Origin of the sequence: Mycobacterium sp. TY814 (assembly GCF_030755175.1) — a bacterium.
Lineage (GTDB): Bacteria > Actinomycetota > Actinomycetes > Mycobacteriales > Mycobacteriaceae > Mycobacterium.
This window is the reverse complement of the sequence record NZ_JAUFRY010000001.1, coordinates 853,856-879,648: the sequence shown is the minus strand read 5'-3', so window position 1 is coordinate 879,648 and position 25,793 is coordinate 853,856. Positions and strand designations below refer to the sequence as shown.

Genomic DNA, 25,793 nt, shown 5'->3' with positions numbered 1-25,793 from the left:
CTGGCATCCTCTAAGTCATGGCATTCGGCGACTATCAGCTCGAAATCTATTTCCAGGGTCTGGCCGGGGTAGCGCCCTCGCTTCCGATGGCGTTCGCCGAGCTGGAGGCCAGGGCGGAAAAGGCGATGGCGCCCTCAGTCTGGTCGTATGTCACCGGGGGAGCAGGCGATGAACGCACCCAGCGCGCCAACCGCGAGGCGTTCGACCGCTGGGGTTTGATGCCGCGCATGTTCGTCGGTGCCGCCGAGCGCGACCTGTCGGTGCAGATGTTCGGCCTGACACTGCCCTCGCCGTTGTTCATGGCGCCGATCGGTGTCATCGGCCTGTGCGCACAGGATGGGCACGGCGACCTGGCGACGGCGCGCGCGGCGGCGCGCACCGGCGTGCCGATGGTGGTCTCCACCTTGACCGCCGACCCGCTGGAAGACGTCGCCGCGCTGTTCGGCGACACCCCCGGGTTCTTCCAGCTGTACACGCCCAAGGACCGCGACTTGGCCGCCAGCCTGGTGCAGCGGGCCGAAGCCGCCGGCTACAAGGCCATCATCGTCACCCTCGACACCTGGATCCCCGGCTGGCGCCCCCGCGACCTGACCACGGCCAACTTCCCGCAACTGCGGGGTCACTGCCTGAGTAACTACACCAGCGACCCGGTGTTCCGCGCCGGGCTGCAACGGCCGCCCGAGGAAGACCCGCAGGGCACGGTGCTGGCCTGGGCGCAGACCTTCGGAAACCCGCTCACCTGGGACGACCTCACCTGGCTGCGGTCCCTGACCGACCTGCCGATGATCATCAAGGGCATCTGCCACCCCGACGACGCCCGGCGCGCGATCGACGGCGGCGTCGACGGCATCTACTGCTCGACGCACGGCGGCCGCCAAGCCAACGGCGGGTTGCCGGCACTGGACTGCCTGCCCGGCGTCGTCGAGGCCGCCGGCGGGCTGCCGGTGCTGTTCGACTCGGGCATCCGCAGCGGAGCCGACGTCGTCAAGGCGCTGGCCATGGGCGCCACCGCGGTCGGCGTCGGCCGGCCCTACGCCTACGGGATGGCCCTGGGCGGGGTCGATGGCGTCGTCCACGTACTGCGCAGCCTGCTCGCCGAAGCGGATCTGACCATGGCCGTGGACGGCTACCCGTCGCTCAAAGATCTCACCCCGGACACGCTGCGGCGCGTCCTCTGAAAGACCGGGGCGCGCCGTGTCAGCGTGAGGGAATGCAGGCCGTCCTCGACGAGTTCGACGAATACCTGGAACTGCAGTGCGGTCGCTCGGCGCACACCCGTCGCGCCTACCGCGGCGACCTGCGCTCGCTGTTCGATTTCCTCACCGCGCGTGGATCGGATCTGCAAACCCTGAGCCTGCCGGTGCTGCGGTCGTGGCTGGCCGGGGCCGCCGGTGCGGGGGCGGCCCGCACCACGCTGGCCCGCCGCACCTCCTCGGTCAAGGCCTTCACCGCCTGGGCCGTGCGCCGGGGCCTGCTGGCCACCGATCCCGCCGCCCGCCTGCAGGTGCCCAAAGCCCACCGCACGCTGCCGTCGGTGCTGCGCCAGGACCAGGCGCTGGCCGCCATGACGGCCGCTAAATCCGGAGCCGAACAGGGTGATCCACTGGCCCTGCGCGACCGGCTGATCGTCGAACTGCTCTACGCCACCGGCATCCGGGTGAGCGAGCTCTGCGGTCTGGACGTCGACGACGTCGACACCGCGCATCGGGTGGTGCGGGTGCTGGGGAAAGGCAACAAACAGCGCACGGCGCCGTTCGGGACACCGGCCGCCGAAGCGCTGAGCGCCTGGCTGTCGAACGGGCGTCCGGCGCTGGCCACCGCGGAGTCCGGCCCTGCGCTGCTGCTGGGCGCGCGCGGCCGCCGGCTCGACGTGCGGCAGGCCCGCACGGTGGTGCACCAGACCGTCGCGGCGGTGGACGGCGCACCCGACATGGGACCGCACGGGCTGCGGCACAGCGCCGCCACCCACCTGCTCGAAGGGGGAGCGGACCTGCGGGTGGTGCAGGAGTTGCTCGGCCATTCCAGCCTGGCCACCACCCAGCTCTACACCCACGTCGCGGTCGCCCGGTTGCGCGCGGTGCATGACCAGGCGCACCCGCGGGCCTGACCCGTCAGCGGCTTGAGCCGGATCGGCGTCGACGCCAGCAGGCCCAGCGGGTCGACATAGTCCGCGTGCGAGGCCGGACCCCACATCGCCCCCCAGTGCAGACACGCCGCCACCGGGCACCCGGCGTGCCCGGCCAACAACTCACCGATGACCGCGCCGGATGCCACCGTCTGGCCGGCCCGCACCCGCGCGCGCAGCGGTTCGTAGCTGGTGTGCAAGCCGCCGGGGTGAGCCAGCGACACCACCGGGCGGCCCCCCGAGAGCCCCGCGAAGATCACCGTCGCATCGCCCGCGGCGTAGACCGCCTGGCCCGGGTTGCCCGCCAGGTCAACGCCACGGTGCCCGGCCTGCCAGTCGGGCTTGGGTGCATCGAACGCGCGCGTCACTGCCGGTGCCGGACGCAGCGGCCACTGCAGCCGCTCACCGGCGGCGTCGGCCGGCGGAGCGTTGAGCAGCACCCAACACACCGCCAGGACCAGCAATATCCATCGCATCCGGGTAGTGCACCGGACCCGCCCACGCCCCGCCAGTCACTGGGACGGCCCTGTGGACGCTGGGATCGGCCCGGTGGGCAGCGGGAAAAACCACCCGCCCGCGCGGTGTAAACTCCTCTACGCAGCTCGTGAAAGCGGGCTGACTTCGCGCGTCTGCAACGCGGCCCAGTAATCGAGGGACCCGCATCAGCATGCCGAGCGGTCCCGTTAGTCCCCGGACGCGGGTTCGGCATCGCAGCAGGCGCCAGGGCCCGGTCTCAACCGATTCCGGGCGACAACCGACATTGAAAGCTGGGCATTGCCATGGCTGTTGTAACCATGAAGCAGCTGCTTGACAGCGGCACCCACTTCGGGCACCAGACCCGTCGCTGGAATCCCAAGATGAAGCGGTTCATCTTCACCGACCGCAACGGCATCTACATCATCGACCTGCAGCAGACGCTGACCTACATCGACAAGGCGTACGAGTTCGTCAAAGAGACCGTCGCCCACGGCGGCAGCGTCATGTTCGTCGGCACCAAGAAGCAGGCACAGGAATCCGTCGCCGCTGAAGCGACCCGTGTCGGCATGCCGTACGTGAACCAGCGCTGGCTGGGCGGCATGCTCACTAACTTCTCCACCGTGCACAAGCGTCTGCAGCGCCTCAAGGAGCTCGAGGCGATGGAGCAGACCGGTGGTTTCGAGGGTCGCACCAAGAAGGAAATCCTGATGCTGACCCGCGAGAAGAACAAGCTCGAGCGCAGCCTCGGTGGTATCCGCGACATGGCCAAGGTGCCGTCGGCGATCTGGGTCGTCGACACCAACAAGGAGCACATCGCCGTCGGCGAGGCCCGCAAGCTGGGCATCCCGGTGATCGCGATCCTCGACACCAACTGCGACCCCGACGAGGTCGACTACCCGATCCCGGGTAACGACGACGCGATCCGTTCGGCCGCGCTGCTCACCAAGGTGATCGCCTCCGCGGTCGCCGAGGGTCTGCAGGCCCGTGCCGGGCTGGGCCGTGGCGACGGCAAGCCCGAGGCCGAAGCCGCCGAGCCGCTGCCCGAGTGGGAGCAGGAGCTGCTGGCCGGTGCCGCCGCTACCGCCGGCGCCGCCGAAGCCCCGAGTGGCACCCCCGAATCAACAACAGACGCATCCTGAGATATCTCAAGAAAGGCTGAGCATTGGCGAATTTCACCGCTGCCGACGTCAAGCGACTTCGGGAGCTGACCGGTGCTGGAATGCTCGACTGCAAGAACGCGCTGGCCGACTCGGACGGCGACTTCGACAAGGCGGTCGAGGCGCTGCGGATCAAGGGCGCCAAGGACGTCGGCAAGCGTGCCGAGCGTGCGACGGCTGAAGGTCTGGTGGCCGCCAAGCAGGGCGCACTGATCGAGCTGAACTCCGAGACCGACTTCGTCGCCAAGAACGCGGAGTTCCAGGCCCTGGCCGACGAGGTCGTCAACGCCGCCCTGGAGTCCAAGGCGACCGACGTCGAGAGCCTCAAAGCGGCCAGCATCGGCGACAAGACGGTCGAGCAGGCCATCGCCGAGTTGTCGGCCAAGATCGGCGAGAAGCTGGAGCTGCGCCGCGTGCAGTACTTCGACGGCAACGTCGAGACCTACCTGCACAAGCGGGCCGCTGACCTGCCGCCGGCCGTCGGGGTGCTCGTCGAATTCACCGGCGAGGACAACGACGCGGCGCACTCGGTTGCCCTGCAGATCGCCGCCCTCAAGGCGCGCTACCTGTCCCGCGACGACGTCCCCGAGGACGTGGTGGCCAGCGAGCGCCGCATCGCCGAGGAGACGGCCAAGGCCGAGGGCAAGCCGGAGCAGGCGCTGCCCAAGATCGTCGAGGGCCGCCTCAACGGCTTCTTCAAGGACAGCGTGCTGCTCGAGCAGCCGTCGGTGTCCGACAGCAAGAAGTCGGTTAAGGCACTGCTCGACGAGGCCGGAGTCACGGTGACGCGCTTCGTGCGCTTCGAGGTGGGGCAGGCCTAGTCCGGGTCTGCCTCGACACTCGACGCATGGCTCGGGTACACGCTTTTCGCGACGACGCCCTAGGCGACCTGGATGCGGTCGCCCTGGCCGAGGCGATCCGCACCGGCCGGGTGGGCCGGGTTGATGCCGTCGAGGCCGCCATCGCGCGCGCGGAGGCGGTCAACCCAGCATTGAACGGCCTGGCCTACCAGGCCTTCGACGCGGCCAGGGCCGCCGCCGGGCAACACGGCGGCGGCTTCCGCACAGGCTTTTTCGAAGGCGTGCCGACGCTGATCAAGGACAACATCGACGTCGTCGGACAGCCCACGATGAACGGCACCGACGCCTGGGAGCCGCGACCGGCCAGCGCGGACAGTGCGGTCACCCGGGTGGTGCTCGACACCGGACTGATATCGCTGGGCAAGACCCAGCTGTCGGAGTTCGGGTTCAGCGCCGCCGCCGAGCATCCGCGGCTGGGGCCGGTCCGCAACCCCTGGAACACCGACCACACCGCCGGCGCCTCGTCCTCGGGGTCCGGCGCGTTCGTCGCCGCCGGGGTGGTGCCCATCGCGCACGCCAACGACGGCGGCGGTTCCATCCGGATCCCGGCAGCGTGCAACGGGCTGATCGGGCTCAAGCCGTCGCGCGGGCGCATGCCGCTGGACCCGCAATACCGGCGGTTGCCGGTGGGCATCGTCGCCAACGGCGTCCTGACCCGCTCGGTGCGCGACACCGCGGCTTTCTACCGTGAGGCCGAGCGGCTGTGGCGCAATCCCAAGCTGCCGCCGATCGGCGACGTGACGCGACCGGGGAAGCAGCGCCTCAAGATCGCGGCACTGACCAGTTCCGTGCGGCGCGAGGCGAGTCCCGAGATCAGGGAGTTGACCCTGAAATCGGCGGCGCTGCTCGAGGAACTGGGCCATCACGTCAGCTACATCGACAACGATTGGGTGCCGGCCAGCTTCGTCGACGACTTCGTCCTGTACTGGGGCTTCCTGGCGTTCGCGCAGGTGGGTAGCGGTCGCCGACTGTTCGGCGACACCTTCGACCGCACCAGGCTGGACGAGCTGACACTGGGACTGGCCCGGCACACCCGACGCAACATCCACCGGGTGCCACTGGCCATCGCGCGGCTGCGCGGTCTGCCTCGGCGCAGCGCCCGGTTCTTCGGCGACTACGACGTGTTGCTCTCTCCGACCCTCGCCGAGCCGACGCCCGCCATCGGATACCTCGCGCCCTCCGACTATCAGCAGGTCATCGACCGGCTGATCGACTGGGTAGCCTTCACTCCGCTGCAGAACGTGACCGGCGAACCCGCGATCTCGCTGCCACTGGCGCAGTCAGCGGACGGGCTGCCGGTGGGAATGATGCTGGCGGCCGACACCGGCCGGGAGGCGCGGTTACTCGAATTGGCCTATGAGCTCGAAGAGGCCCGGCCGTGGGCAAGGATCCACGACTGACGTTCAGTCCGATCCGAGCTTGACGAGCATGTTCTTGAACTCGCGCTGTTCGGCGTCGCTGAGCCGGCAGAGGATGTGGGCGTCGGCGGTGCGCACCACCGCCTCAGCCCGTTGCAGCAACTCCTGGCCCTGGCTGGTCAGGGACGCCGGCAGGGCGCGGCCGGAGGACACCGACGCCGGTCGCGACACCACACCGAGGTCTTCGAGTTTGCGCAGCACCGTGTTCATGGCCTGAGGCGTGACGCCGGCGCCACGGGCCAACTCGGCACTCGACAAGCCTGGTCTCAGGGACAGGATCCGCAGACACACGAATTCGGGGAGCGTGAGCCCCAAGGGACTCAGCGCCGCGGCCACCTCAGGCCGGAGCAGGGTCGTCACCCGGTACAGCAGATATCCCAGCGGCGCGTCCTGGACCGAAGTCATATCAGGGATATTGACATATCAGCGGCCTGGGCGTCGGCGAACAAAGCCGCGCGATTCCGCGAATCAGTAAATCGCCGCCAATTCGGTCTCCGCCCAAATGCAGTGACCGGTGTTGCGCAAGTGAGTCGGCGAATTGGATGTGGCCCAAATCAAATTCGCGATGTTTGCCCAGCTAGAAAGCTCGCAGGTGACGTTTTCGGCACCTGCGGGTGTTTGAGCCGCGGCGGCACCGGTAATGCGACCGGGGTGCGGTTGAGCGCTTGAGTCAAGGGCGCGCGCCGCCTCGAACGACACCAACGGAGAGGATTCAGCGTGAAGTTCACCACCACCACTGCTAAAACTGCCATCGCAGCCGCGGGAATTGCGGCAGTGAGCCTTTTCGGTGCGGCGGCCGCGTCGGCCACGCCCGGCGTCCCCGAGGGACTCGGCACCCCGCAAACACTGGTCGACGGCGCGCTGGTTACCGACTACACCGTCAGCAACCTGCAGCCGGCCAACGTGACCATCCCCGGCTACACCCCGCAGGGCCAGCTGTGGCAGGCCGACATCAACGCCCGCGCCAACAGCGGCGTGGTGACTCCGGTCGTGTCCAACTTCAATGCCCGCGCCGGCGAGCAGAACTACCGGGTGATCAGTGCGCCGGCCACCCCGCAGGGTCTGAGCCCCGCTCCGATCACTCAGGGCGGCACCTCGACCGGCAAGATCTACTTTGACGTGACCGGGCCGGCACCGAGCGAGGTCGTCTACAACGACGGCATGCAGGACGTGCTGGTGTGGGACACCAACCCGGCGAGCGCACCGGCGCCCAACTCGGTCCCGGGCCAGTCAGGCCAGTTGCCTAACACCATGCCCGGCCAGCCGAACACCATGCCTGGCCAGCCGAACACCATGCCTGGCCAGCCGAACACCATGCCTGGCCAGCCGAACACCATGCCTGGCCAGCCGAACACCATGCCTGGCCAGCCGAACACCATGCCCGGCCAGCCGAACACCATGCCCGGCCAGCCGAACACCATGCCCGGCCAGCCGAACCCGGCTCCTGGGATGACGCCTAACGAGCCGATTCAGCAGAGCTAACCAGCATCGCCCCCTCCCCGCGCCACGGCCATGGCGCGGGGAGGTTGCTGTTCGCGGCAGGAGCCGGCAGCAATGTGAGTTGTCTATGCGCGTTGTGGGTATGAACACGGTATGACCCACACCACAGACCACCGGCCGCCGGAAGTCCGCGACCAGGCGCAGCGATTCGCCGACGACGCGCTGACGGCCATGCAGAAGAAGCGCGACAAGCAGGACGGCGGCGTCAGCGGCTGGGTGGCGCAGCGCGCCGGCGCGTGGGACCTCGAAGGCCAGGACGAGGACACCATGCACCGCCAGAAGTTTTTCTGGAATGCGTTGGTGGACTATTGGTTTCGCATGGAGATCGACGGCTGGGAGAACATCGGCCCGGCACCCGCGCTGTTGATCGGCATCCACTCGGGCGCGCCGTTCGTCTGGGACGCATGGACCGTCGGCCTGCAATGGTGGCGACGGTTCGGCCCCGACCGCCCGTTGCACGGCACGGCCCACGACGCGCTGATGGCCATTCCGGGTATCGGCAAGTACTTCCGCGCGATGGGCGTGCTGCCGGCGGCGCCGGATGCCATCGCGACCGCACTCGCCGAGGGACGCGACGTGGCGCTGTGGCCCGGCGGCGAGGTGGACTCATTGCGGCCGTGGGTCGAACGCGACCGCGCGATCCTGGCCGGGCGCAAGGGCTTTGTGAAGATGGCGATCCGCGCCGGCGTCCCGATTGTGCCGATCGCCACCGTCGGTGGCGCCGACGCCATGCCGGTGCTCATCCGTGGTGACCGTCTCTCCCGAATGTTGCGGCTGGACAAGCTGTTTCGGCTCAAGGTGTTCCCCGTGGCGATCTCGATGCCCTGGGGTATCGCGCCGGCGGCGCTGCCGCAGCTGCCGCTACCGGCCAAGATCAGGACCCGGTTCATGCCGCCGATCGAGCTGGATCACGACCCCGAACGCGCCGAGGATGAGGATTACGTCGACGCCAAGTACCGCGAGGTCCAGGACAGCATCCAGCGCGGCATGGATGCGCTGGCCCGCAAGCGGGCACTGCCGGTGTTCGGCTGACCGTGCGCCCGCTTATTGGGCGATTGAGTCGCGGTCGAATTCCGTCCACACCGGATTGAGCATCGGCTCGCCGACGATCCAGCGCGGTTGCGGGGGAGACACCGCCATATACCCGACGCCCCGCACGGTATCGACCATGGACTCGTGCGCGGGGCCGAGCTTGGCGCGCAACCGCCGCACGTGCACGTCGACGGTGCGCACCCGGCCGTTACTCTCGTAACCCCACACCTCATGCATCAGGCGCGTCCGGCTGAAGGCCCGACCAGCATGCTGCACAAGGAAATTCAGCAATTTGAACTCGGTGAGCGTCAGGCCCAGGTCCTTGCCGTGCAGGGACACCGTGTAGCTGGCCGGATGGAGCAGCAGGTCGCCGAACTCCAGCGTGCCGCCGACGGCCTTGCGTCGGCGGGTGATGGCCAGGCGCAGTCGAGCCTGTAACTCGGCGGCACCGGCCGCGGCCAGCAACACGTCGTCGAAGTTCCAGTCGATGTCGACTTCGACGAAATCGGCCGGCGCCACCACGGCGACAACAGCCAGTTCCGGCCGATTGGCCGTCAGGTGCCGGCAAGCCGAGCGGGCGGCCACCAGGTCGGTGCGGGAATCGATGATGGCGACATCCGCGCCCTCGGTGAGGCCGACTTCTCCGTCGCCCAGAGGTGCGACGCGAACGGTCAGGGCGAACGTGTCCAAAGTGGGCAACGCGGATTGAAAGTCGGCCTCATTGGTGAGCAGAAGAACGTCCAACCGCCATCTCCAAACCTAGGTGCCCGCAATCCCAGCGAACCATCCTCCGACCCCGTTCGTCACCTCCGGTAGAGATGCCGCCCCGACGGAAGGCCGAATACCCCGTTCAGCGTGCGATTATTCCATTTTTGATACCGCGGGTACTGCGAAACGGCGACTTCTCCGCAAAGTTCGATGGACCCGGTCCGTATGCACAGACCGGGCCCATCCTCGAAACAAGCTCTACTGGTTGGACTTCTGCCGTTCCTCGGCGACCTGGGCGGCACCGCGGGCAGCCTCCGCCTGGGCTTCCTTCTTGGCCGCCTCGCGCTGCGCCTCGGCCTTGTCCTGCTGCGCTTCGCCCTCGTTGACCAGGTCACCGCGCCCGGTCACGGTACCGACGGCTTCCTTGGCCTTACCTTTGACGTCCTCGACGATTCCCTTGACTGCTTCAGCCGGGCCGGAGTTGCTGTCCGCCATGGTGTTCCTCTCACTGGCCGTCGCATCAGCGACGACGGGTCTTCGGGGGTGGGTTCACCGGTCGAAGAAACGACCGCTGCTTCATGACGATGCGGGTCCTGCTTCTCAAGACGCCGATCCATCGCCGCGTGCTGCGGATTCCCCCACCCTGCGGCGGTCAAACATGAGCGGGGAGATTGTGCACCCCGCCCACGCCAGAGCGTGGCAATGAGGCAGGATGATGAGGCGCCGTTCCGGGGTGGTGACCGGGATGGCACTCTCATGCGAGGAGACTGATGACGGAGTCCAGGGAGCCCGACGCCGCCGGCTCGGCGGCTCCAAGGATTAACGGCTCGTCGTCGAAGTACTCGCGCGTGCTGCTCAAGCTCGGTGGCGAGATGTTCGGTGGAGGGCAAGTCGGGCTGGATCCCGACGTCGTCGCGCTGGTGGCCCGGCAGATCGCCGAAGTGGTCCGCAGCGGCGTGCAGGTCGCCGTCGTGATCGGCGGCGGCAACTTCTTCCGTGGTGCGCAGCTGCAACAGCGCGGTATGGAACGCACCCGTTCGGATTACATGGGCATGCTCGGTACCGTGATGAACAGCCTTGCGCTGCAGGACTTCCTGGAGAAGGAAGGCATCGCCACCCGCGTCCAGACGGCGATCACGATGGGCCAGGTGGCCGAGCCCTACCTGCCGCTGCGCGCGGTGCGGCACCTGGAGAAGGGTCGCGTGGTGATCTTCGGCGCGGGTATGGGACTGCCCTACTTCTCCACCGACACCACTGCCGCACAGCGGGCCCTCGAGATCGGCGCCGAAGTGGTGCTGATGGCCAAGGCGGTCGACGGTGTGTTCGCCGAGGACCCTCGCGAGAATCCCGACGCCGAGTTGCTCACCGCGATCAGCCACCGTGAGGTCATCGACCGCGGCCTGCGGGTGGCCGATGCCACCGCCTTCAGTCTGTGTATGGACAATGGCATGCCGATCCTGGTGTTCAACCTGCTGACCGACGGCAATATCGCCCGGGCGGTGGCAGGTGAGAAAATCGGGACGTTGGTCACCACCTGACGGGAAGACGAAATAATGGTCCGCGCTTGCGACGATGCAGCTAGCACCGATGCGGGGGCACCACCCGCTTGCGGGGGAAGGAGCGGCGCACGTGATTGACGAGGCTCTCTTCGATGCCGAGGAGAAGATGGAAAAGGCTGTATCGGTGGCCCGTGACGACCTCTCCACCATCCGGACCGGCCGCGCGAACCCGGGAATGTTCTCCCGGATCGCGATCGACTACTACGGCGCCATGACGCCGATCACCCAGATGGCCAGCATCAACGTTCCCGAGGCGCGGATGGTGGTGATCAAGCCCTACGAGGCCGGCCAGCTGAACGCCATCGAGAACGCGATCCGCAACTCTGACCTGGGAGTCAACCCCACCAACGACGGCACCATCATCCGGGTCGCCATACCGCAGCTCACCGAGGAACGGCGCCGGGAGCTGGTCAAGCAGGCGAAGTCCAAAGGCGAAGACGCCCGGGTCTCGGTGCGCAATATCCGCCGCAAGGCGATGGAGGAGCTGCACCGCATCCGCAAGGACGGCGAGGCCGGCGAGGACGAGGTCGGGCGCGCGGAGAAGGACCTGGAGAAGGCCACCCACCAGTACGTCGCCCAGATCGACGAGCTGGTCAAACACAAGGAAGCCGAGCTGCTGGAGGTCTGACGACCACCCCGCAGCTCAGTCCATTGACGTCCGTGGCAACCTACGATGCCGGCACCGGAAGCCCGTCCGACGAACCGGCCCATGAACCGGCACACGTCTCCACCGAGCCGGTGAAGAAGACGTCCCGGGCCGGGCGCGATCTGCCGGCGGCGATCGCGGTGGGCGCCAGCATCGGCGCGGTCCTCATCGCGACCTTGCTCTGGTTTCCGCATTTCTGGGTCGCGTACTGCGCGCTGGCCACCGTGGTGGCCAGCCATGAGGTGGTCCGCCGGTTGCGCGAGGCCGGGTATCTGATCCCGGTTATCCCACTGCTGATCGGTGGCCAGGTGACGGTCTGGCTGACCTGGCCGTACCGGGCTGTCGGCGCGCTCGCCGGATTCGGCGGCATGGTGGTGGTCTGCATGATCTGGCGGTTGTTCATGCAGGAGAAGCCGGCCGCCGATGATCAGGCAGCAGCCGACGGTGTGCCACCGGCGAGGAACTACCTGCGCGACGTCTCGGCCACCGTGTTCCTGTGCGTCTGGGTCCCGTTGTTCGCGTCGTTCGCCGCGATGCTGGTCTATGACCCTCAGCACGGCCCGGGCTGGGTGTTCTGCATGATGATCGCCGTCGTGTGCTCCGACACCGGCGGATACGCGGTGGGAGCACTGTTCGGCAAACATCCGATGGTTCCGATGATCAGCCCGAAGAAGTCCTGGGAGGGCTTCGGCGGCTCGCTGGTCTTCGGCATCACCGCGACGATCCTGACGGCCACTTTTCTGGCCGGCAAATTGTGGTGGGTCGGCGCGCTGCTGGGTTTGCTGTTCGTGCTGACGACCACGCTCGGCGACCTGATCGAGTCCCAGGTGAAGCGTGATCTGGGGATCAAGGACATGGGGCGGCTGCTGCCCGGCCACGGCGGTCTGATGGACCGGCTCGACGGCATCCTGCCATCCGCGGTGGCCGCCTGGACCGTTCTGACGCTGTTGCCCTGAGACACCGCCGGCTGGTCGATTCCGGTCGCCGGGCGGCGGATCAATCTGTCACGCCGTGAGACGCCGATAAAGCTCATCGACCGGATATCCGCACGTCCGGCCCGCGGGGTGAGACAGCCGCACGACCGCGTCGCCGCAGCGCGGTCTCACTTGTCGCTAGGCCGTTGACTTCGGCGTATCCGCTGGTCAGGATCGCGGCGACAGTATCTTCCTGAATCGGGTGCTCGGAGGTCGCGATGTCTTTTGTGCGTGTAGCGCCGCAGTTGGCCAGCGCCGCGGCTTCGGACCTGGCCCGTATCGGGGCCTCCGTTACGGCCGCGAATGCGGTGGCTGCGGGTTCGACGTCTGCGGTGCTGGCCGCCGGAACGGACGAGGTGTCGACAGCGATCGCGGCATTATTCGGTGCGCATGCGCAGGAATACCAGGCGGTCAACGCGCAGGTGGCGGAGTTTCACGAGCGGTTTGTTCAGACGCTCACCTCCGGCGTGGGCTCCTATGCGGCAGCCGAGGCATTCAACGCCATGGACCTCATCAATGCGCCGACCCAGACGTTGCTGGGGCGTCCTCTGATCGGCAACGGAACCGCCGGAGCCCCCGGCACCGGCCAGGCGGGTGGGGCAGGGGGCCTGCTGTGGGGCAATGGTGGTGACGGGGGCTCGGGTGCGGTCGGCAGGCCCGGAGGCGCGGGCGGGGCGGCGGGTCTGTTCGGCAACGGCGGCGCCGGTGGTGCGGGCGGCATCGGCGGGGCTTCCGGCTCGGGCGGTGCCGGCGGTATCGGCGGACGGGGCGGGATGTTGTTCGGCAACGGCGGCAGCGGAGGCGCCGGTGGTGCGGGCACGATCAGCGGGGGCGCCGGCGGTGCCGGCGGGTACGCCCAACTGTTCGGGGGCGGTGGGGCCGGCGGAGCTGGTGGGCAGGGCCTGACCGGGGGCAACGGCGGGGCGGGAGGATCTGCGGGGTTGATCGGCGCGGGAGGCGCCGGTGGCTGGGGAGGGTCGGGTGGCGACGGCGCACTGGCTGGGGCCGGGCAGTCCGGTGGTGTTGGCGGCGACGGCGGCAATGGCGGTATCGGTGGACGCGGTGGGTCGTTGATCGGCGCGGGCGGCGCCGGAGGTCTCGGTGGCGTGGGCGGCGCCGGGGGTGCCGGCGGGTCCGGCGCCGACGGGACGGCTCTCGGTAGTGCCGGCGGCCAGGGCGGCAACGGCGGCGATGGCGGATCCGGGGGGGTCGGTGGAGCGGGCGGTGATGGTGGTCTGATCAGTTTCCTGGGCGGCCAGGGTGCCGGCGGTGCGGGCGGAACCGGTGGCGCCGGTGGAGCTGCCGGTCATGGCGGTAGCGGCGCGACAGGAACATTTGCGGGCAGCGGCACGGGTATCGGTGGGGCCGGTGGCTCCGGCGGTGACCCAGGCATGGGTGGCGCAGGCGGCGCCGGAGGTGTCGGCGCGACCCCGGGTGCCCACGGTTCGAACGGCGTGAACTCGACCAGTGGCGGTGACGGCGGCAACGGGGGCCGCGGCGCGGACGCGACCACCTTCGGCGGAAAGGGCGGAACTGGCGGGGTCGGTGGCGGTGGTGGGCGTTACGGCAACGGGGGTACCGGTGGCGATGGCGGCACTGGCGCGGTCGGCGCCACCGGCACGGCCGCTGCCGCACCAGGTGCCTCCGGCGGGAACGGCCTGACAGGCGGGGACGGTGGTGCCGGCGGTGCGGGCGGCAGTGGCGGAACCCTCGCTGGCGACGGCGGTCACGGGGGTGCCGGCGGTGCGGCCGGCGCCGGTGGTGCCGGCGCTCACGGCGCAGACGGCGCTGACGGCGTCGGCCCCAACACCCCGGGTTCCCGAACCGGCGGCGCCGGCGGTGACGGTGGCGTGGGCGGCGTGGGCGGATCCGGTGGTAGTGGTGGGCTCGGCGGTCACGCGCTGGCCGCCGGTTACCACGACGGCACCCAGGGTGTGGGCGGGGCAGGAGGCAAGGGCGGGTCCGGAGGGACCGCCGGCGACGGCGGCCGCGGCGCCGACGGCCTACCGAATGCTGGGGGCTCATTATTCGGTGACGGGGCCGCCGGTGGGCGCGGCGGCGACAACGGTGCGGGCGGGGCCGGCGGTAGCGGCGGCGGCGGCTCGGCGCGAGGTGCAGACGGCAGTGCAGGGGCGACGCCCACCATCGGTGGGAACGGAGGCGACGGAGGCCGCGGGACCGATGCCACGAACACGTTCGCGTCGGGCGAAGGCTGGCGGGGGTCGGCCGGTGGGGCCGGTGGTGACGGCGGGCTCTACGGCAACGGCGGTCATGGTGGTGCCGGTGGCAATGGCGCGGCCGGCCGCCCGGGGTCGGGCGGCGACACCCCGGGAACGCCCGGCGAGGACGGCAGCAATGGTGGTGCCGGTGGTGTCGGCGGGGCCGGCGGCAAGGGCGGAGCGCTGGCCGGTGCCGGTGGCGACGGCGGGGCCGGTGGCAGAGGCGGCGCAGGCGGAGCGGGCGGCAACGGCGTCACCGGCGCCGACGGGGTAGCCGGTGGCGACGTGAACGGGGGAGACGGCAGCAACGGCGGTGCTGGTGGTACTGGCGCAGTCGGTGGCGCCGGCGGTATGGGAGGCCGGGCGCAGGCGGTCGGATACGCCGATGGCACCCAGGGTGTGGGCGGTGCCGGAGGTAAGGGTGGTGCGGGCGGGCTGGCTGGTGACGGTGGTCATGGTGGCGATGCCACTCGAGGAACTGGACTGTCCGGCGGCCGCGGCGGCCACGGCGGCGACAACGGCGTCGGCGGCGCCGGGGGGACGGGCGGTAGTGGCTCGACCCGAGGGTCGGACGGTGCCGCTGGCACAACGCTGACCGCAGGTGGTAACGGCGGCAACGGCGGCCGCGGTGGGGACGCGAACTTCCCCGGCGCAGGCGGCGCCGGCGGGGCGGGTGGCGATGGCGGGCTCTATGGCAACGGCGGCCTCGGCGGGGCCGGCGGAAACGGCGGCAACGCCACCGCATCTGGCACCGATGGCGGGGTCGGAGGCGCCGGCGGGGCCGGAGGCATGGGCGGGGCGCTGGGCGGCAACGGTGGGGACGGAGGCGACGGCGGTTTCGGCGGCCAGGGTCAGGCCGGCCAGGCCGGCGGCGCCGGTCGGCAGGGTTCGGCCGGCACCGGCAACGGTGGCGACGGTGGCAACGGCGGGGCCGGTGTCCGCGGGAGTGACGGCGGGGCCGGCGGGGACGGCGGAGCAGGCGGCCTCGGCGGCAGGACCCAAGCAGGTGGGTCGTTCAGCGATGGCCGGACCGGTGCTGGTGGTGACGGCGGCAACGGCGGCCGCGGCGGTGACGGCGGTGACGGCGGGCGCGGTGGCAACGGCGCCGACTACACATCCCGCTTCTTCCCCGAGGGGGATGCGGCCGGCGGGACTGGCGGCCGCGGCGGCGACGGCGGTAGCGGCGGGTATGGCGGTAAGGGCGGCACGGGCTCCACCGTCGGCCGAGACGGTGTAACGGCCGTTGACGGTGACGGCGGCAATGGCGGCCGCGGCGGCAACGGCGGCGGCGCCGTCCTCAACGGTCCCCAGGCGGGCGTCGGTGGCAACGGCGGCGTCGGCGGAACCGGTGCCAACGGTGGTGACGGGGGTGGTGGCGGCACCGGCGGAATCTCTGCCTCGAGCCGCTTCGAAACCAGCGCCACCGGCGGTGCCGGCGGTCGCGGCGGGAACGGCACAGCCGGGGCCGGCGGCGACGGCGGCGCAGGTGGCACCGGCGGGGCGGGGAACGGCGCGACCGGCGACCCGAGTAACGGCGGCGACGGCGGGCGGGGCGGTACCGGGGGTACCGGCAACAACGGTCCCGGCGGCAACGGTGGCGCAGGTGGCGCCGGTGGCGTGGGCGGCAACGCCAGCGGCAACTTCAACAACGGCGGCTCCGGCGGCGGCGGCGGTCAGGGTGGCATCGGCGGCGTCGGCAACAACGGTCCCGGTGGCGACGGCGGCGTCGGCGGACGGGGTGGCAACGGCGGCAGTTCCGTGGCGATCGGTACCAGCGGCGGCGACGGTGGTACCGGCGGTCAGGGCGGTGTGGGCGGCGCCGGTCGCGACGCTCCCGGTGGTGACGGCGGCGGGGGCGGTGCAGGAGGTACCGGCGGCGACGGCGGCGGTGGCCGCGGGTCCTACGGGGGCAGCGGCGGCTCCGGGGGAAGCGGCGCTGCCGGCGGGTCCGGTTACCGGGGCCAGTATCCGGGCGGCTCCGGGGGCCCCGGTGCTGCCGGGATTTCTCCGGACACCGATCGGGGTGGCAGGGGCGGCGCCGGTGGCACCGGCGGCGACGGCGGCGCTGTGTGAGCTTTCGCACCTGATTCGGCGTGACAGACTGGACGGGTCATGGTCCAGCAATTGGTATTCGAGGCGCCCCGCCGCGGCAAGCCGCCGCGGCATTTGGCCGACCTGGATGCGGCCGGGCGCGCGGAGGCCGTCGCGGAGATGGGCCTGCCGGCGTTTCGCGCCAAGCAGCTCGCCAACCAGTACTACGGACGACTGATCGCCGATCCGCACCAGATGACCGACCTGCCCGCGGCGGTGCGCGATGCCGTCGCGACCACGATGTTCCCCGTGCTGCTCACCGCCGCACGCGAGGTCACCTGCGATGCCGGCCAGACGCGCAAGACGTTGTGGCGGGCGGGCGATGGCCGCCACCGTCGAGTCGGTGCTGATGCGCTACCCGCAGCGCAACACCGTGTGTATCTCGTCGCAGGCCGGCTGCGGCATGGCGTGCCCGTTCTGTGCCACCGGGCAGGGCGGGCTGACCCGCAACCTGTCGACGGCCGAGATCCTCGAGCAGGTACGGGCCGCGGCGGTGGCGCTACGCGACGACTTCGGTGACCGTTTGTCGAACGTGGTGTTCATGGGCATGGGGGAGCCGTTGGCAAACTACTCCCGGGTGGTGGCCGCGGTGCGGCGGATCACCGAGGCGCCGCCGTCCGGGTTCGGGATCTCGGCGCGTTCGGTGACGGTGTCGACGGTGGGTCTGGCCCCCGCGATCCGCAAACTGGCCGACGAGCGGCTCGGGGTGACGCTGGCGCTGTCGCTGCACACGCCCGACGACGAACTGCGCGACACGTTGGTGCCGGTCAACAACCGGTGGAAGGTCAGCGAGGTGCTGGAGGCGGCCCGCTATTACGCCGACGTGACCGGCCGGCGGGTCTCGATCGAGTACGCGCTGATCCGCGACGTCAACGACCAGCCCTGGCGGGCCGACCTGCTGGGCAAGCTGCTGCATCGGGCGCTGGGCGCACTGGCGCACGTGAACCTGATCCCGCTGAACCCGACCCCGGGCAGCGACTGGGATGCCAGCCCGAAGCCTGTGGAGCGCGAGTTCGTGAGACGTGTTCGCGCGCAGGGTGTTTCGTGCACGGTGCGGGACACCCGCGGCCGCGAGATCGCCGCCGCGTGCGGACAGCTGGCCGCCGAAGGCGGGTAGCTGTAGCGCACGCGATTGTGCCTGCGGTGCGGACAGCTGGCCGCCGAAGGCGGGTAGCTGGAGCGCACGCGATTGTGCCTGCGGTGCGGACAGCTGGCCGCCGAAGGCGGGTAGGGCAGCTCGTTGAGCCTGCAAATCTGCAGCGAAAGCGCGAGTAGCGGCCGCCAATGTCGCAGTCTGAGTGAGCCCCCGCCGCCCAGATGCCGCAAGGTTTTGAACCTTTCCCCGCTGGCCATACGTGCTCAAAGCAAAAGCCGGCGAATGAGGTGTGTCATGAAACTGCTGTCCCTGCTGAAGATCTTCACCGCCGCAGCCGCGGTCGCTCTGACGCTCGGGCTGACTGTCGCTCCGCGCGCGGTCGCCGCCGACGATCGGCTGAATTTCACCGGAACCACCCTCAGCGGTGCCCCGTTCAACGGCGCCACCCTGCAGGGCAAGCCGGCGGTGCTGTGGTTCTGGACGCCGTTCTGCCCGTTCTGCAACGCCGAGGCGCCCGGCCTCAGCCAGGTCGCCGCCGCGAACCCGGGCGTCACATTCGTCGGCATCGCGGCCCACTCGGACGTCGGGCAGATGCAGGGCTTCGTGTCTAAATACGGCCTGAACTTCACCAACCTCAATGACGCCGACGGTGCGATCTGGGCGCGCTACAACGTCCCGTGGCAGCCCGCCTGGGTCTTCTACCGAGCGGACGGGTCCTCCACCTTCGTTAACAACACCACCTCGGCCATTTCGCAGCAGGATCTGCAGGGCCGGGTCGCGGCGCTGACGTCCTGAGGGTGAACGACGCCCTCATCGGCTTGGCTTTCGCCGCCGGACTGGTGGCAGCGCTGAACCCGTGCGGATTCGCCATGCTCCCTGCCTATCTGCTGCTGGTCGTCCGGGGACGGCAGCCAGTCGGCCCAGTCACCGCCGCCGGCCGAGCGCTGGCCGCGACCCTGGGAATGGCGCTGGGGTTTATGACGGTCTTCGGCGTGTTCGGCGCGCTGACCATCTCGGCGGCCACCACCGTGCAGCGCTACCTGCCCTACGCGACGGTGGTGATAGGCGTGATGCTGATTGCGCTCGGCGGCTGGCTGCTGTCCGGCCGGGAACTGACGGCACTGGCACCGTTCGGCCCGCGGTGGGCGCCGAGCGCGCGGCTGGGTTCCTTCTACGGATACGGGATCAGCTACGCGATCGCCTCGCTGTCATGCACGGTCGGACCGTTCCTGGCGGTCACCGGGGCCGGACTGCGCGGTGGCTCGGTACTCGGCAGTGTGGCCGTATACGCCTCCTACATCGCGGGTCTGACGCTGGTCGTGGGCGCGTTGGCGGTCGCGGCCGCAACCGCGCGCTCGACGCTGGTCGCCAGGATGCGGACGGTCCTGCCGTTCGTCAATCGCCTCAGCGGCGTGCTGTTGGTCCTGGTGGGGGCGTATGTCACCTATTACGGGGTGTACGAAGTGCGGTTGTTCGACGCCAAGGGCAACCCTGATGACGCCGTGATCGCCGCCGCCGCTCGCGTGCAGGGCGCGATTGCCGGCTGGGTGCACGAGCACGGTGGCTTGCCATGGGTGGTGGCACTGACCGTGGCGTTGGCGGCCGTGTTGGCGGGCACCTGGTACCGACGGCGACGCGGCCGTGACACTACACATGGTTGTGTGTGACACCACAATGGTGTCATTATGACAGTGTGGATCTGCAGCCCTATATCGACACGGTGCGCGACGAGCTGACGGTGGCCGCATCGGCCGCCGGCACCGACGCGCAGGATCTGGCCGAGCGGTTGACCGCCACGCTGGAGTCCGCCCTGCGGCTGGCGCTGCTGGAAGCTCTCTCGGCAGCCGCCGACGAAATCACCGGCGAGCTGGCACCGGGGTCGGTCGAACTTCGGTTGCGAGGCCGCGACCCGGAGTTCGTCGTAAGCGCCGCGCCGGAGGAGCTGAGCGTCGACGGACCCGACGAGCAGGTGGTCGTCCCGCCTTTCGACGACGACGGCGCCACCTGGCGCGTCACCCTCCGCCTGCCGGAAGGCCTGCGGGCTCCGGTAGAAGCGGCGGCGCGCCGCGAGGGCGCCTCGCTGAACAGCTGGCTGGTACGAGCCGCGGCCACCGCCGCGGGCGGCGGCCGGTCCACACACCGCAATGCGCACCGCCTCACCGGCTGGGCGCGCTGAACACACTGAACACCGAGGAGACCACCATGTCCTTATTCACCACACCTGATCCCATCAGCGTCCGAGTCGCAGCCGGAACAGGGTCGGTGCGGCTCACGGCGACCGATCGCACCGACACCTCCGTACAGGTGCGCCCGGACGACGACACGTGCGACGCCGACGTGTGGACTGCCGAACACGTCCGCGTCGACTTCCGTGACGGCCGGCTGACGGTTTCCACGCCCAAGCGGGCGCGACACCGGGGCGGCGCCGTGCAGATCGACATCGCACTGCCGTCTGGCTCCCGGGTGTCCGCCACGCTGGGAACGGCCGAGCTGCGCGCCGAAGGCGACTACAGCGACGTGCGGGTCGCGGCCGCCGCCGGCGACATCGACATCGACGCGGTCACCGGAAAGCTGAAGAGCACCAGCGCTTCCGGCTCGCTGTCCGTGCAGCGGATCGAAGGCTACGCATCGATCGCCACGTCCTCTGGTGCGGTGCGCGTCGAGAACCTCGACGGCGAGCTGAGGTTCAAGGCGGCCAGCGGATCGCTGTCGGTCGACACCGTGCGTGGCGCCGTCAGGTCGCGGACCGCGTCGGGAGGCGTGATCGTAGAGGCGGGCATCCGCGGCGTCGTATCGGCGCACACCAGCAGTGGTGAGGTTGCGGTCGGCGTTCCGGAAGGCACGGCCGTCCGGTTCGACATCGTCACCGGCTCCGGCAGCGTCACCAACCGCCTGACGGCGGCGGACGGTCCGCAAGCCGATGATGAAACGCTTGTCTTACAAGTCCGCAGCGGCTCCGGCGATGTACACATCCATCGCGACCCGGCCGCTGCACCGGCTATCTGAGCCAGCCGCGCCGGCGACCCCAGATGTCGCGCACCAGGACGAACAGCGACAGCGCGGCGAATCCGATGAGGAACCAGTCCTCGACATGGCCGACGTGGTTACCGCGCAGCATTGCCAGCAGGAAGATGACGACGAAGATCCCGACGGCGTGCCAGGTGCGGTAGTTGATGCGGCTCCATCCCCAGCGCGCGGACGGCACCTCGGCCTCGTCGACGCCGGCAAACGGCTCTACCTCAGTACTGGCCACGGCGATCCCTCCGGTTGTCACTCGGACTGACACTGCCTGAACATTCTGGCACAGGCCGTTGGCCTGCGGTCAGCACTCCACCCGGAGGGATCGCCGCAACGTGGCTGCAGGCATTACGCCGGGGGCATCAGCACCGTGTCGATCAGGTAGACCTGCGCGTTGGCCGTCGACACGCCGCCGCAGACCACATTGGCGTTGTTGACCCGGATGTTGTTGCCCATGCCGGTGACCGTGACGTTGGCGCCCTGCAACGTCTTGTGAGTGCCGATCACCCGGTTCGGGCTGGCCTGCCCACTGACCACGTGGTAGGTGAGAATGCTGGTCAGCAGGTTCGAGTCGGTCTTGAGCTGGTCAATGGTGGCGGGCGGCAGCTTGCCGAACGCGGCGTCGGTCGGTGCGAACACCGTGTACTGGCCGCTGTTGAGCGTGTCGACCAGGTTGACCTGCGGGTTGAGCTGGCCGGACAGCGCCGACGTCAGCGTGGTCAGCAGCGGGTTGGCGGCCGCCGCCTCGGTGACCGGAACCTGCGACATGCCCTGCACCGACGCGGGGCCGGTGGGGTTGGCCGCCGCGTAGTCCGCACATCCAGGACCGACCAGGTCGCTCGCCGCTGCCGTGGGAGCCAGCGCTACGCCGCACGACATCAGCGCTACCGCGAAACCGGTTGCTGCCATTGATGTTTTCTTCATGGTTAGTTCGCTCCTCGTGGTGAGTGGGACGGACCCTTGTCATCTTTGATTCGGAGCCGGACAGCGTCCGGACGGGTGTCAGCCGTAAGTGAAGGAAAAAACCTGTAGTCCCTTGCTGGGACGCACCTCGATGGTGCCCGAACCCTGACGTGGATCGGCGACGATCTGGCGCGAGGTCGGCGGCCCGTCGATCGCCATGCTGGTGGGCTTGCCGTTTCGGGTCACCGTGAGTGTTCCGGTGCCGCCGACGACGACATAGATGTCCTTGGCGTGATAGTTGAGCTTGATGGCCGAATCGTCGCCGGTTGCGGTGGCGCCCTGGTAGTCCAGCGCCCACGGGCCACTCAGGGCGAAGCTGTCGGCCGCCAGGGTGGGCGGATAGCGAAACGTCTGGGTGCCCTCGTCGTACTCGCCGCCGCCCCCGTAGTTGACGGCTTTGCCGACGGCGAAATAGGTTTCGGCCGTGGTGATCGCCTTCGGCGTGAGGTCGGGTGCACCCACCGGCCCGGGCAGCGTGACGCCCGGCCTGGCATCGCTGAGGAGCTGTCGGATCAGCTGCTCGGTGTCGTCGTAGCCGCCCTCGCCGAACTTGAGGTGCCGCACCGTGCCATTGGCGTCGATCAGGTACTCGGCCGGCCAGTACCGGTTGCGGTAGTTGGTCCACGTCGAGTAGTTATTGTCCAGCGCCACTGGGTATTTGATATCCAGATCCGCCGCTCCCTTGGCCACGTTCTCCGGCACTTTCTCGAACGCGTACTCCGGGGTGTGAACGCCGATCACTTCCAGGCCGGCATCCTTGTAGGCCTGGTACCAGCCGACCACGTGCGGGATGGCCCGTTGGCAGTTGATGCAGGAATAGGCCCAGAAGTCGATCAGAACGACCTTGCCGCGTAAGGACTTCAGCGCGATCGGCTGATTTCCCGGGGTGTTCAGCCACCCGGTGATGCCCCGCAGATCCGGTGCGGGCCCGCAGTTTTCGAGCTTGGTGCCGCCTTGTGTGCAATTGGACAACGCGACGTTCTGATCGGTGACGATTCCGCCGAGTTTCTCCTGCACCTGAGGTGAGCCGCCGACCCGCTCCTGCAGCGACGCCGTGTAGTCGGGAATCGCGCGCTGCAGCGCGGCCGGCAGGTCGAACACCAGCGCGACCGCCAGCAGGATCGTCACGATCCCGGCGCCGATCCGGATCTCGCGCTGGCGACGCCGAAATGCGCTCACCCGCTGCGCTATTCGCTGGCCGGCCAACGCGAAGAACAGCAACGGCAAGGCGGCGCCGACGGCGAAGGCGGTGGTGAGCACCACTGTGCCGGCACCGATCCGCGCGGTCGCCCCGGCCACCACGATCGCGGCCAGCACCGGCCCCGCGCACGGCACATACAACACACCCAGCGCCAGTCCGAGCCCGAAACCGTTGCCGCGCATGGCTATCTGCTTCTGTGGGATACGGGAAAAGGGCCGCTCGAGCAGCTGCTCGAAACGGGGGAAGATCAGACCGGCCCCGATTGCCACCAGCGCAACCAGCGCCACCCAGCGGATGGCGTCCTGCGGCAGGTGCAGCGCCGACAGCAAGGCCGAGCCGAGCAGGGTCACCACGCTGAAACTGAGCACCAGCCCGCCGATCACCCGGTAGGGGCGGGTCGCCTCCGATCGATTCACCTTGTGTTTGACCGCCACCGCACCTTCGGCCGGTGCTTCGCGCGAGGTGCTGTTCGCACCGGAGAAGAAGATCACCGGCAGCACCGGCAGGATGCACGGTGAGATGCCGGTGATCAAACCGCCGATAAAGCCGATCAGCGCCAGGGTCCACATGTCAGTCATTCGTCACGGCGGCGGTCCCGGATTGGTTCAACTCCAGGGAAAGGCCAGGGAAAGGCTAGGGAAATCCGTCAAGAAAAAGGCAGCCCACCTGAGGTGGGCTGCCTTGTCCAGAAAGCCTTGTCCTGATAGACGCGATGTCACTGGCCCGGGGGCATCAGCACCGTGTCGATCATGTAGACGGTGGCGTTCGCGGTGTGCACGCCGCCACACACCAGCCCCGCGTTGTTGACCTTCAGGTCGTTGCCGGCTCCGGTCACCGTCACGTCGGCGCCTTGCAGCGTCTTGTGGGTGCCTGCCACCTTGGCCGGGCTCGCCTGACCGTTCACCACGTGGTAGGTCAGGATGCTGTTGAGCAGCTTGGCGTCGGTCTTGAGCTGGTCGAGGGTGGCTGCCGGCAGCTTGTCGAACGCGGCGTTGGTGGGCGCGAAGACGGTGTACTGGCCGCTGTTGAGCGTGTCGACGAGGTTCACCTGCGGGTTCAGCTTGCCGGACAGCGCCGAGGTCAAGGTGGTCAGCATCGGGTTGTTCGACGCCGCGGTCGCCACCGGGTCCTGCGCCATGCCCGCCACCGAGCCGGGTCCGGTGGGGTTCTGGGCCGCGTACTCCGAGCAGCCCGGGCCGATCAGGTCGGCGGCCGGGTCAGCCTTGGCCGACGAAGGTGCGGAGCTCACAGTCGCCGACACGCTCGCGGAGGTCGCGCTGCTGGTGCCCTGGGATGCGGGCTTGCTGTTGGAACAGCCGGCGACACCCGCGATCGCGATCGCCGCGAGAGCCGCTGCTGCCACTGACTTGGCCTGAGTATTCATCACGTGTCAATTCCTTTGTTAGGAAACAAATTTGAACTGACGGCCGACGCCGCCATTGGTGCCGTACATGAAGTCATTCGGAGTGGCGGCGATCACGGATGGGTGCGATTTCGAAAAGACGGCACAATGGGTGGGTGACTTTCTCGGGTGACGGGCAGGCTCCCGTCGAGCGGGTACGCGTATTGGTGCTGGGCAGCACCGGTTCCATCGGCACCCAGGCGCTGGAAGTTATCGCGGCCAACCCGGACCGGTTCGAGATCGTCGGGCTGGCCGCCGGGGGCGGGAACATGGACACGCTGCTGCGTCAGCGCGCCGAGACCGGAGTCACCAACATCGCCGTCGCCGACGCCGGCGCCGCCGAGCGGGCGGGGGACATCCCATTCCAGGGCCCTGACGCCGTCACCCGGTTGGTGCAGGAGACCGAGGCGGACGTCGTCCTCAATGCGCTGGTCGGGGCGCTGGGCCTGCGGCCGACCCTGGCCGCGCTGGAATCGGGCGCTCGGCTGGCCCTGGCCAATAAGGAGTCTCTGGTCGCCGGCGGCCCATTGGTGCTGCGCGCGGCTCGGCCCGGGCAGATCGTTCCGGTCGACTCCGAACACTCCGCGCTGGCTCAGTGCCTGCGCGGCGGCACCCCTGACGAGGTCGCCAAGCTGATCCTGACCGCCTCCGGGGGACCGTTCCGGGGCTGGCCGGCCGCCGACCTCGAGCACGTCACCCCCGAACAGGCCGGCGCCCACCCCACCTGGTCGATGGGCCCGATGAACACCCTGAACTCGGCGTCGCTGGTCAACAAGGGGCTCGAACTCATCGAAACCCACCTCTTGTTCGGCATTCCCTACGACCGCATCGAGGTCGTCGTACACCCGCAGTCGATCGTGCATTCGATGGTGACCTTCACCGACGGCTCCACGATCGCCCAGGCCAGCCCTCCGGACATGAAGTTGCCGATTTCACTGGCGCTGGGCTGGCCGCACCGGGTGCCGGGGGCGGCCACCTGCTGCGACTTCTCCACCGCCTCTACCTGGGAATTCGAGCCGCTGGACGCCGAGGTGTTCCCGGCCGTCGAGCTGGCGCGACAGGCCGGGGGAACCGGAGGCTGCCTGACCGCCGTTTACAACGCGGCGAATGAGGAAGCGGCAGAGGCGTTTCTTTCCGGACGCATCCGGTTTCCTGCCATCGTCGCCACTATTGCCGACGTGCTGCACGCTGCCGACCAATGGGCCGCGTCACCAGCTACCGTGGATGACGTACTCGAGGCGCAGCGCTGGGCCCGTGAGCGAGCGCAACGTGCGATCGCGGCAGCAAGCTCGGCACCGGCGGCGGTCAGAGTCTCGGGCATGGCGTGAGAAAGGTCGTAACAGACAG

General features: G+C 69.3%; 24 protein-coding genes and 1 pseudogene. 17 read left to right on the top strand and 8 right to left on the bottom strand.

Features of this window, described 5'->3' with window-relative positions:
* Positions 1–17: 17 nt before the first annotated feature.
* Together QXH22_RS03570 and QXH22_RS03565 are read left to right on the top strand one after the other, a co-directional pair.
* Positions 18–1,178 carry a lactate 2-monooxygenase gene (locus QXH22_RS03570; RefSeq protein WP_306241380.1) on the top strand — a complete coding sequence of 387 codons (1,161 nt, stop codon included), beginning with the start codon at positions 18–20 and terminating at the stop codon, positions 1,176–1,178.
* A gap of 32 nt (positions 1,179–1,210) precedes the next feature.
* On the top strand, positions 1,211–2,107 hold the full coding sequence (locus tag QXH22_RS03565; protein ID WP_306241379.1) for a tyrosine recombinase XerC: 897 nt from the start codon (positions 1,211–1,213) through the stop codon (positions 2,105–2,107).
* Here QXH22_RS03565 and QXH22_RS03560 read toward each other — a convergent pair.
* The gene (locus tag QXH22_RS03560) at positions 2,044–2,601 is read right to left on the bottom strand and encodes a M23 family metallopeptidase (protein WP_306241378.1); all 558 of its coding nucleotides are present in this window, start codon (positions 2,599–2,601) and stop codon (positions 2,044–2,046) included. The two genes, QXH22_RS03565 and QXH22_RS03560, sit on opposite strands and share 64 nt — an antisense overlap.
* A 303-nt stretch (positions 2,602–2,904) precedes the next feature.
* On the opposite strand from QXH22_RS03560, the gene rpsB reads away from it, so the two are divergent.
* The 3 genes from rpsB to QXH22_RS03545 are packed head-to-tail and all read left to right on the top strand — an operon-like array spanning position 2,905 to position 6,019.
* Positions 2,905–3,741: a 30S ribosomal protein S2 gene (gene rpsB, locus QXH22_RS03555; RefSeq protein ID WP_306241377.1), complete on the top strand. Its 837-nt coding sequence runs from the start codon at positions 2,905–2,907 to the stop codon at positions 3,739–3,741.
* A 23-nt stretch (positions 3,742–3,764) separates the two neighbouring features.
* Complete coding sequence (gene tsf / locus QXH22_RS03550) at positions 3,765–4,580, top strand: translation elongation factor Ts (RefSeq protein ID WP_306241376.1); 816 nt, start codon at positions 3,765–3,767, stop codon at positions 4,578–4,580.
* A 26-nt stretch (positions 4,581–4,606) separates the two neighbouring features.
* Positions 4,607–6,019 (top strand): amidase, encoded by a 1,413-nt coding sequence (locus QXH22_RS03545; protein WP_306274939.1) that lies wholly within the window; start codon positions 4,607–4,609, stop codon positions 6,017–6,019.
* 3 nt (positions 6,020–6,022) lie between these two features.
* On the opposite strand, the gene QXH22_RS03540 is transcribed toward QXH22_RS03545, so the two are convergent.
* Entirely contained in the window at positions 6,023–6,442 is a 420-nt protein-coding gene (locus tag QXH22_RS03540; RefSeq protein ID WP_306241374.1) for a MarR family winged helix-turn-helix transcriptional regulator, read from the bottom strand.
* Between the two features lie 312 nt (positions 6,443–6,754).
* On the opposite strand from QXH22_RS03540, the gene QXH22_RS03535 reads away from it, so the two are divergent.
* Both QXH22_RS03535 and QXH22_RS03530 read left to right on the top strand, forming a co-directional pair.
* On the top strand, positions 6,755–7,519 hold the full coding sequence (locus QXH22_RS03535; protein ID WP_371934149.1) for a DUF1942 domain-containing protein: 765 nt from the start codon (positions 6,755–6,757) through the stop codon (positions 7,517–7,519).
* A 111-nt stretch (positions 7,520–7,630) separates the two neighbouring features.
* Positions 7,631–8,569 (top strand): lysophospholipid acyltransferase family protein, encoded by a 939-nt coding sequence (locus QXH22_RS03530; RefSeq protein WP_306274938.1) that lies wholly within the window; start codon positions 7,631–7,633, stop codon positions 8,567–8,569.
* A gap of 12 nt (positions 8,570–8,581) precedes the next feature.
* Here the strand turns inward: QXH22_RS03530 and QXH22_RS03525 are convergent, their stop codons facing one another.
* Both QXH22_RS03525 and QXH22_RS03520 read right to left on the bottom strand, forming a co-directional pair.
* Positions 8,582–9,313 carry a response regulator transcription factor gene (locus QXH22_RS03525; protein WP_306241372.1) on the bottom strand — a complete coding sequence of 244 codons (732 nt, stop codon included), beginning with the start codon at positions 9,311–9,313 and terminating at the stop codon, positions 8,582–8,584.
* 222 nt (positions 9,314–9,535) lie between these two features.
* Positions 9,536–9,772 carry a CsbD family protein gene (locus tag QXH22_RS03520; protein WP_306241371.1) on the bottom strand — a complete coding sequence of 79 codons (237 nt, stop codon included), beginning with the start codon at positions 9,770–9,772 and terminating at the stop codon, positions 9,536–9,538.
* Positions 9,773–10,047: 275 nt separating this feature from the next.
* On the opposite strand from QXH22_RS03520, the gene pyrH reads away from it, so the two are divergent.
* The 9 genes and pseudogenes from pyrH to QXH22_RS03475 all read left to right on the top strand — a co-directional run bounded on the left by pyrH (position 10,048) and on the right by QXH22_RS03475 (position 20,868).
* Entirely contained in the window at positions 10,048–10,815 is a 768-nt protein-coding gene (gene pyrH, locus QXH22_RS03515; RefSeq protein ID WP_306241370.1) for a UMP kinase, read from the top strand.
* A 91-nt stretch (positions 10,816–10,906) separates the two neighbouring features.
* On the top strand, positions 10,907–11,464 hold the full coding sequence (frr, locus tag QXH22_RS03510) for a ribosome recycling factor (RefSeq protein WP_306241369.1): 558 nt from the start codon (positions 10,907–10,909) through the stop codon (positions 11,462–11,464).
* A gap of 32 nt (positions 11,465–11,496) precedes the next feature.
* Positions 11,497–12,438, top strand: coding sequence for a phosphatidate cytidylyltransferase (locus tag QXH22_RS03505; protein ID WP_306274937.1), 942 nt, complete (start codon positions 11,497–11,499; stop codon positions 12,436–12,438).
* A gap of 236 nt (positions 12,439–12,674) precedes the next feature.
* Positions 12,675–16,748, top strand: a complete 4,074-nt coding sequence (locus QXH22_RS03500) for a PE family protein (protein WP_306274936.1) — start codon at positions 12,675–12,677, stop codon at positions 16,746–16,748.
* A gap of 39 nt (positions 16,749–16,787) precedes the next feature.
* Positions 16,788–17,883: pseudogene (gene rlmN / locus QXH22_RS03495) on the top strand (23S rRNA (adenine(2503)-C(2))-methyltransferase RlmN).
* Positions 17,884–18,144: 261 nt separating this feature from the next.
* Positions 18,145–18,657 (top strand): protein disulfide oxidoreductase, encoded by a 513-nt coding sequence (locus QXH22_RS03490; RefSeq protein ID WP_306274935.1) that lies wholly within the window; start codon positions 18,145–18,147, stop codon positions 18,655–18,657.
* Positions 18,658–18,659: 2 nt separating this feature from the next.
* Positions 18,660–19,529, top strand: a complete 870-nt coding sequence (locus QXH22_RS03485; protein WP_306274934.1) for a cytochrome c biogenesis CcdA family protein — start codon at positions 18,660–18,662, stop codon at positions 19,527–19,529.
* A 26-nt stretch (positions 19,530–19,555) separates the two neighbouring features.
* Positions 19,556–20,038 carry a histidine kinase gene (locus tag QXH22_RS03480; RefSeq protein ID WP_306274933.1) on the top strand — a complete coding sequence of 161 codons (483 nt, stop codon included), beginning with the start codon at positions 19,556–19,558 and terminating at the stop codon, positions 20,036–20,038.
* Between the two features lie 26 nt (positions 20,039–20,064).
* Entirely contained in the window at positions 20,065–20,868 is an 804-nt protein-coding gene (locus QXH22_RS03475) for a DUF4097 family beta strand repeat-containing protein (RefSeq protein WP_306274932.1), read from the top strand.
* Here QXH22_RS03475 and QXH22_RS03470 read toward each other — a convergent pair.
* The 4 genes from QXH22_RS03470 to QXH22_RS03455 form a co-directional block, all read right to left on the bottom strand.
* Positions 20,861–21,115, bottom strand: coding sequence for a DUF2631 domain-containing protein (locus QXH22_RS03470; protein ID WP_306244301.1), 255 nt, complete (start codon positions 21,113–21,115; stop codon positions 20,861–20,863). The two genes, QXH22_RS03475 and QXH22_RS03470, sit on opposite strands and share 8 nt — an antisense overlap.
* Before the next feature lie 113 nt (positions 21,116–21,228).
* The gene (locus QXH22_RS03465; protein WP_306274931.1) at positions 21,229–21,804 is read right to left on the bottom strand and encodes a fasciclin domain-containing protein; all 576 of its coding nucleotides are present in this window, start codon (positions 21,802–21,804) and stop codon (positions 21,229–21,231) included.
* A 78-nt stretch (positions 21,805–21,882) separates the two neighbouring features.
* Positions 21,883–23,613: a cytochrome c biogenesis protein DipZ gene (locus QXH22_RS03460; RefSeq protein WP_306275954.1), complete on the bottom strand. Its 1,731-nt coding sequence runs from the start codon at positions 23,611–23,613 to the stop codon at positions 21,883–21,885.
* Positions 23,614–23,759: 146 nt separating this feature from the next.
* On the bottom strand, positions 23,760–24,431 hold the full coding sequence (locus QXH22_RS03455) for a fasciclin domain-containing protein (RefSeq protein ID WP_306274930.1): 672 nt from the start codon (positions 24,429–24,431) through the stop codon (positions 23,760–23,762).
* Positions 24,432–24,562: 131 nt separating this feature from the next.
* Here QXH22_RS03455 and dxr point away from each other — a divergent pair, with 131 nt between their 5' ends.
* Positions 24,563–25,774: a 1-deoxy-D-xylulose-5-phosphate reductoisomerase gene (gene dxr, locus QXH22_RS03450; RefSeq protein ID WP_306274929.1), complete on the top strand. Its 1,212-nt coding sequence runs from the start codon at positions 24,563–24,565 to the stop codon at positions 25,772–25,774.
* Positions 25,775–25,793: the final 19 nt, after the last annotated feature.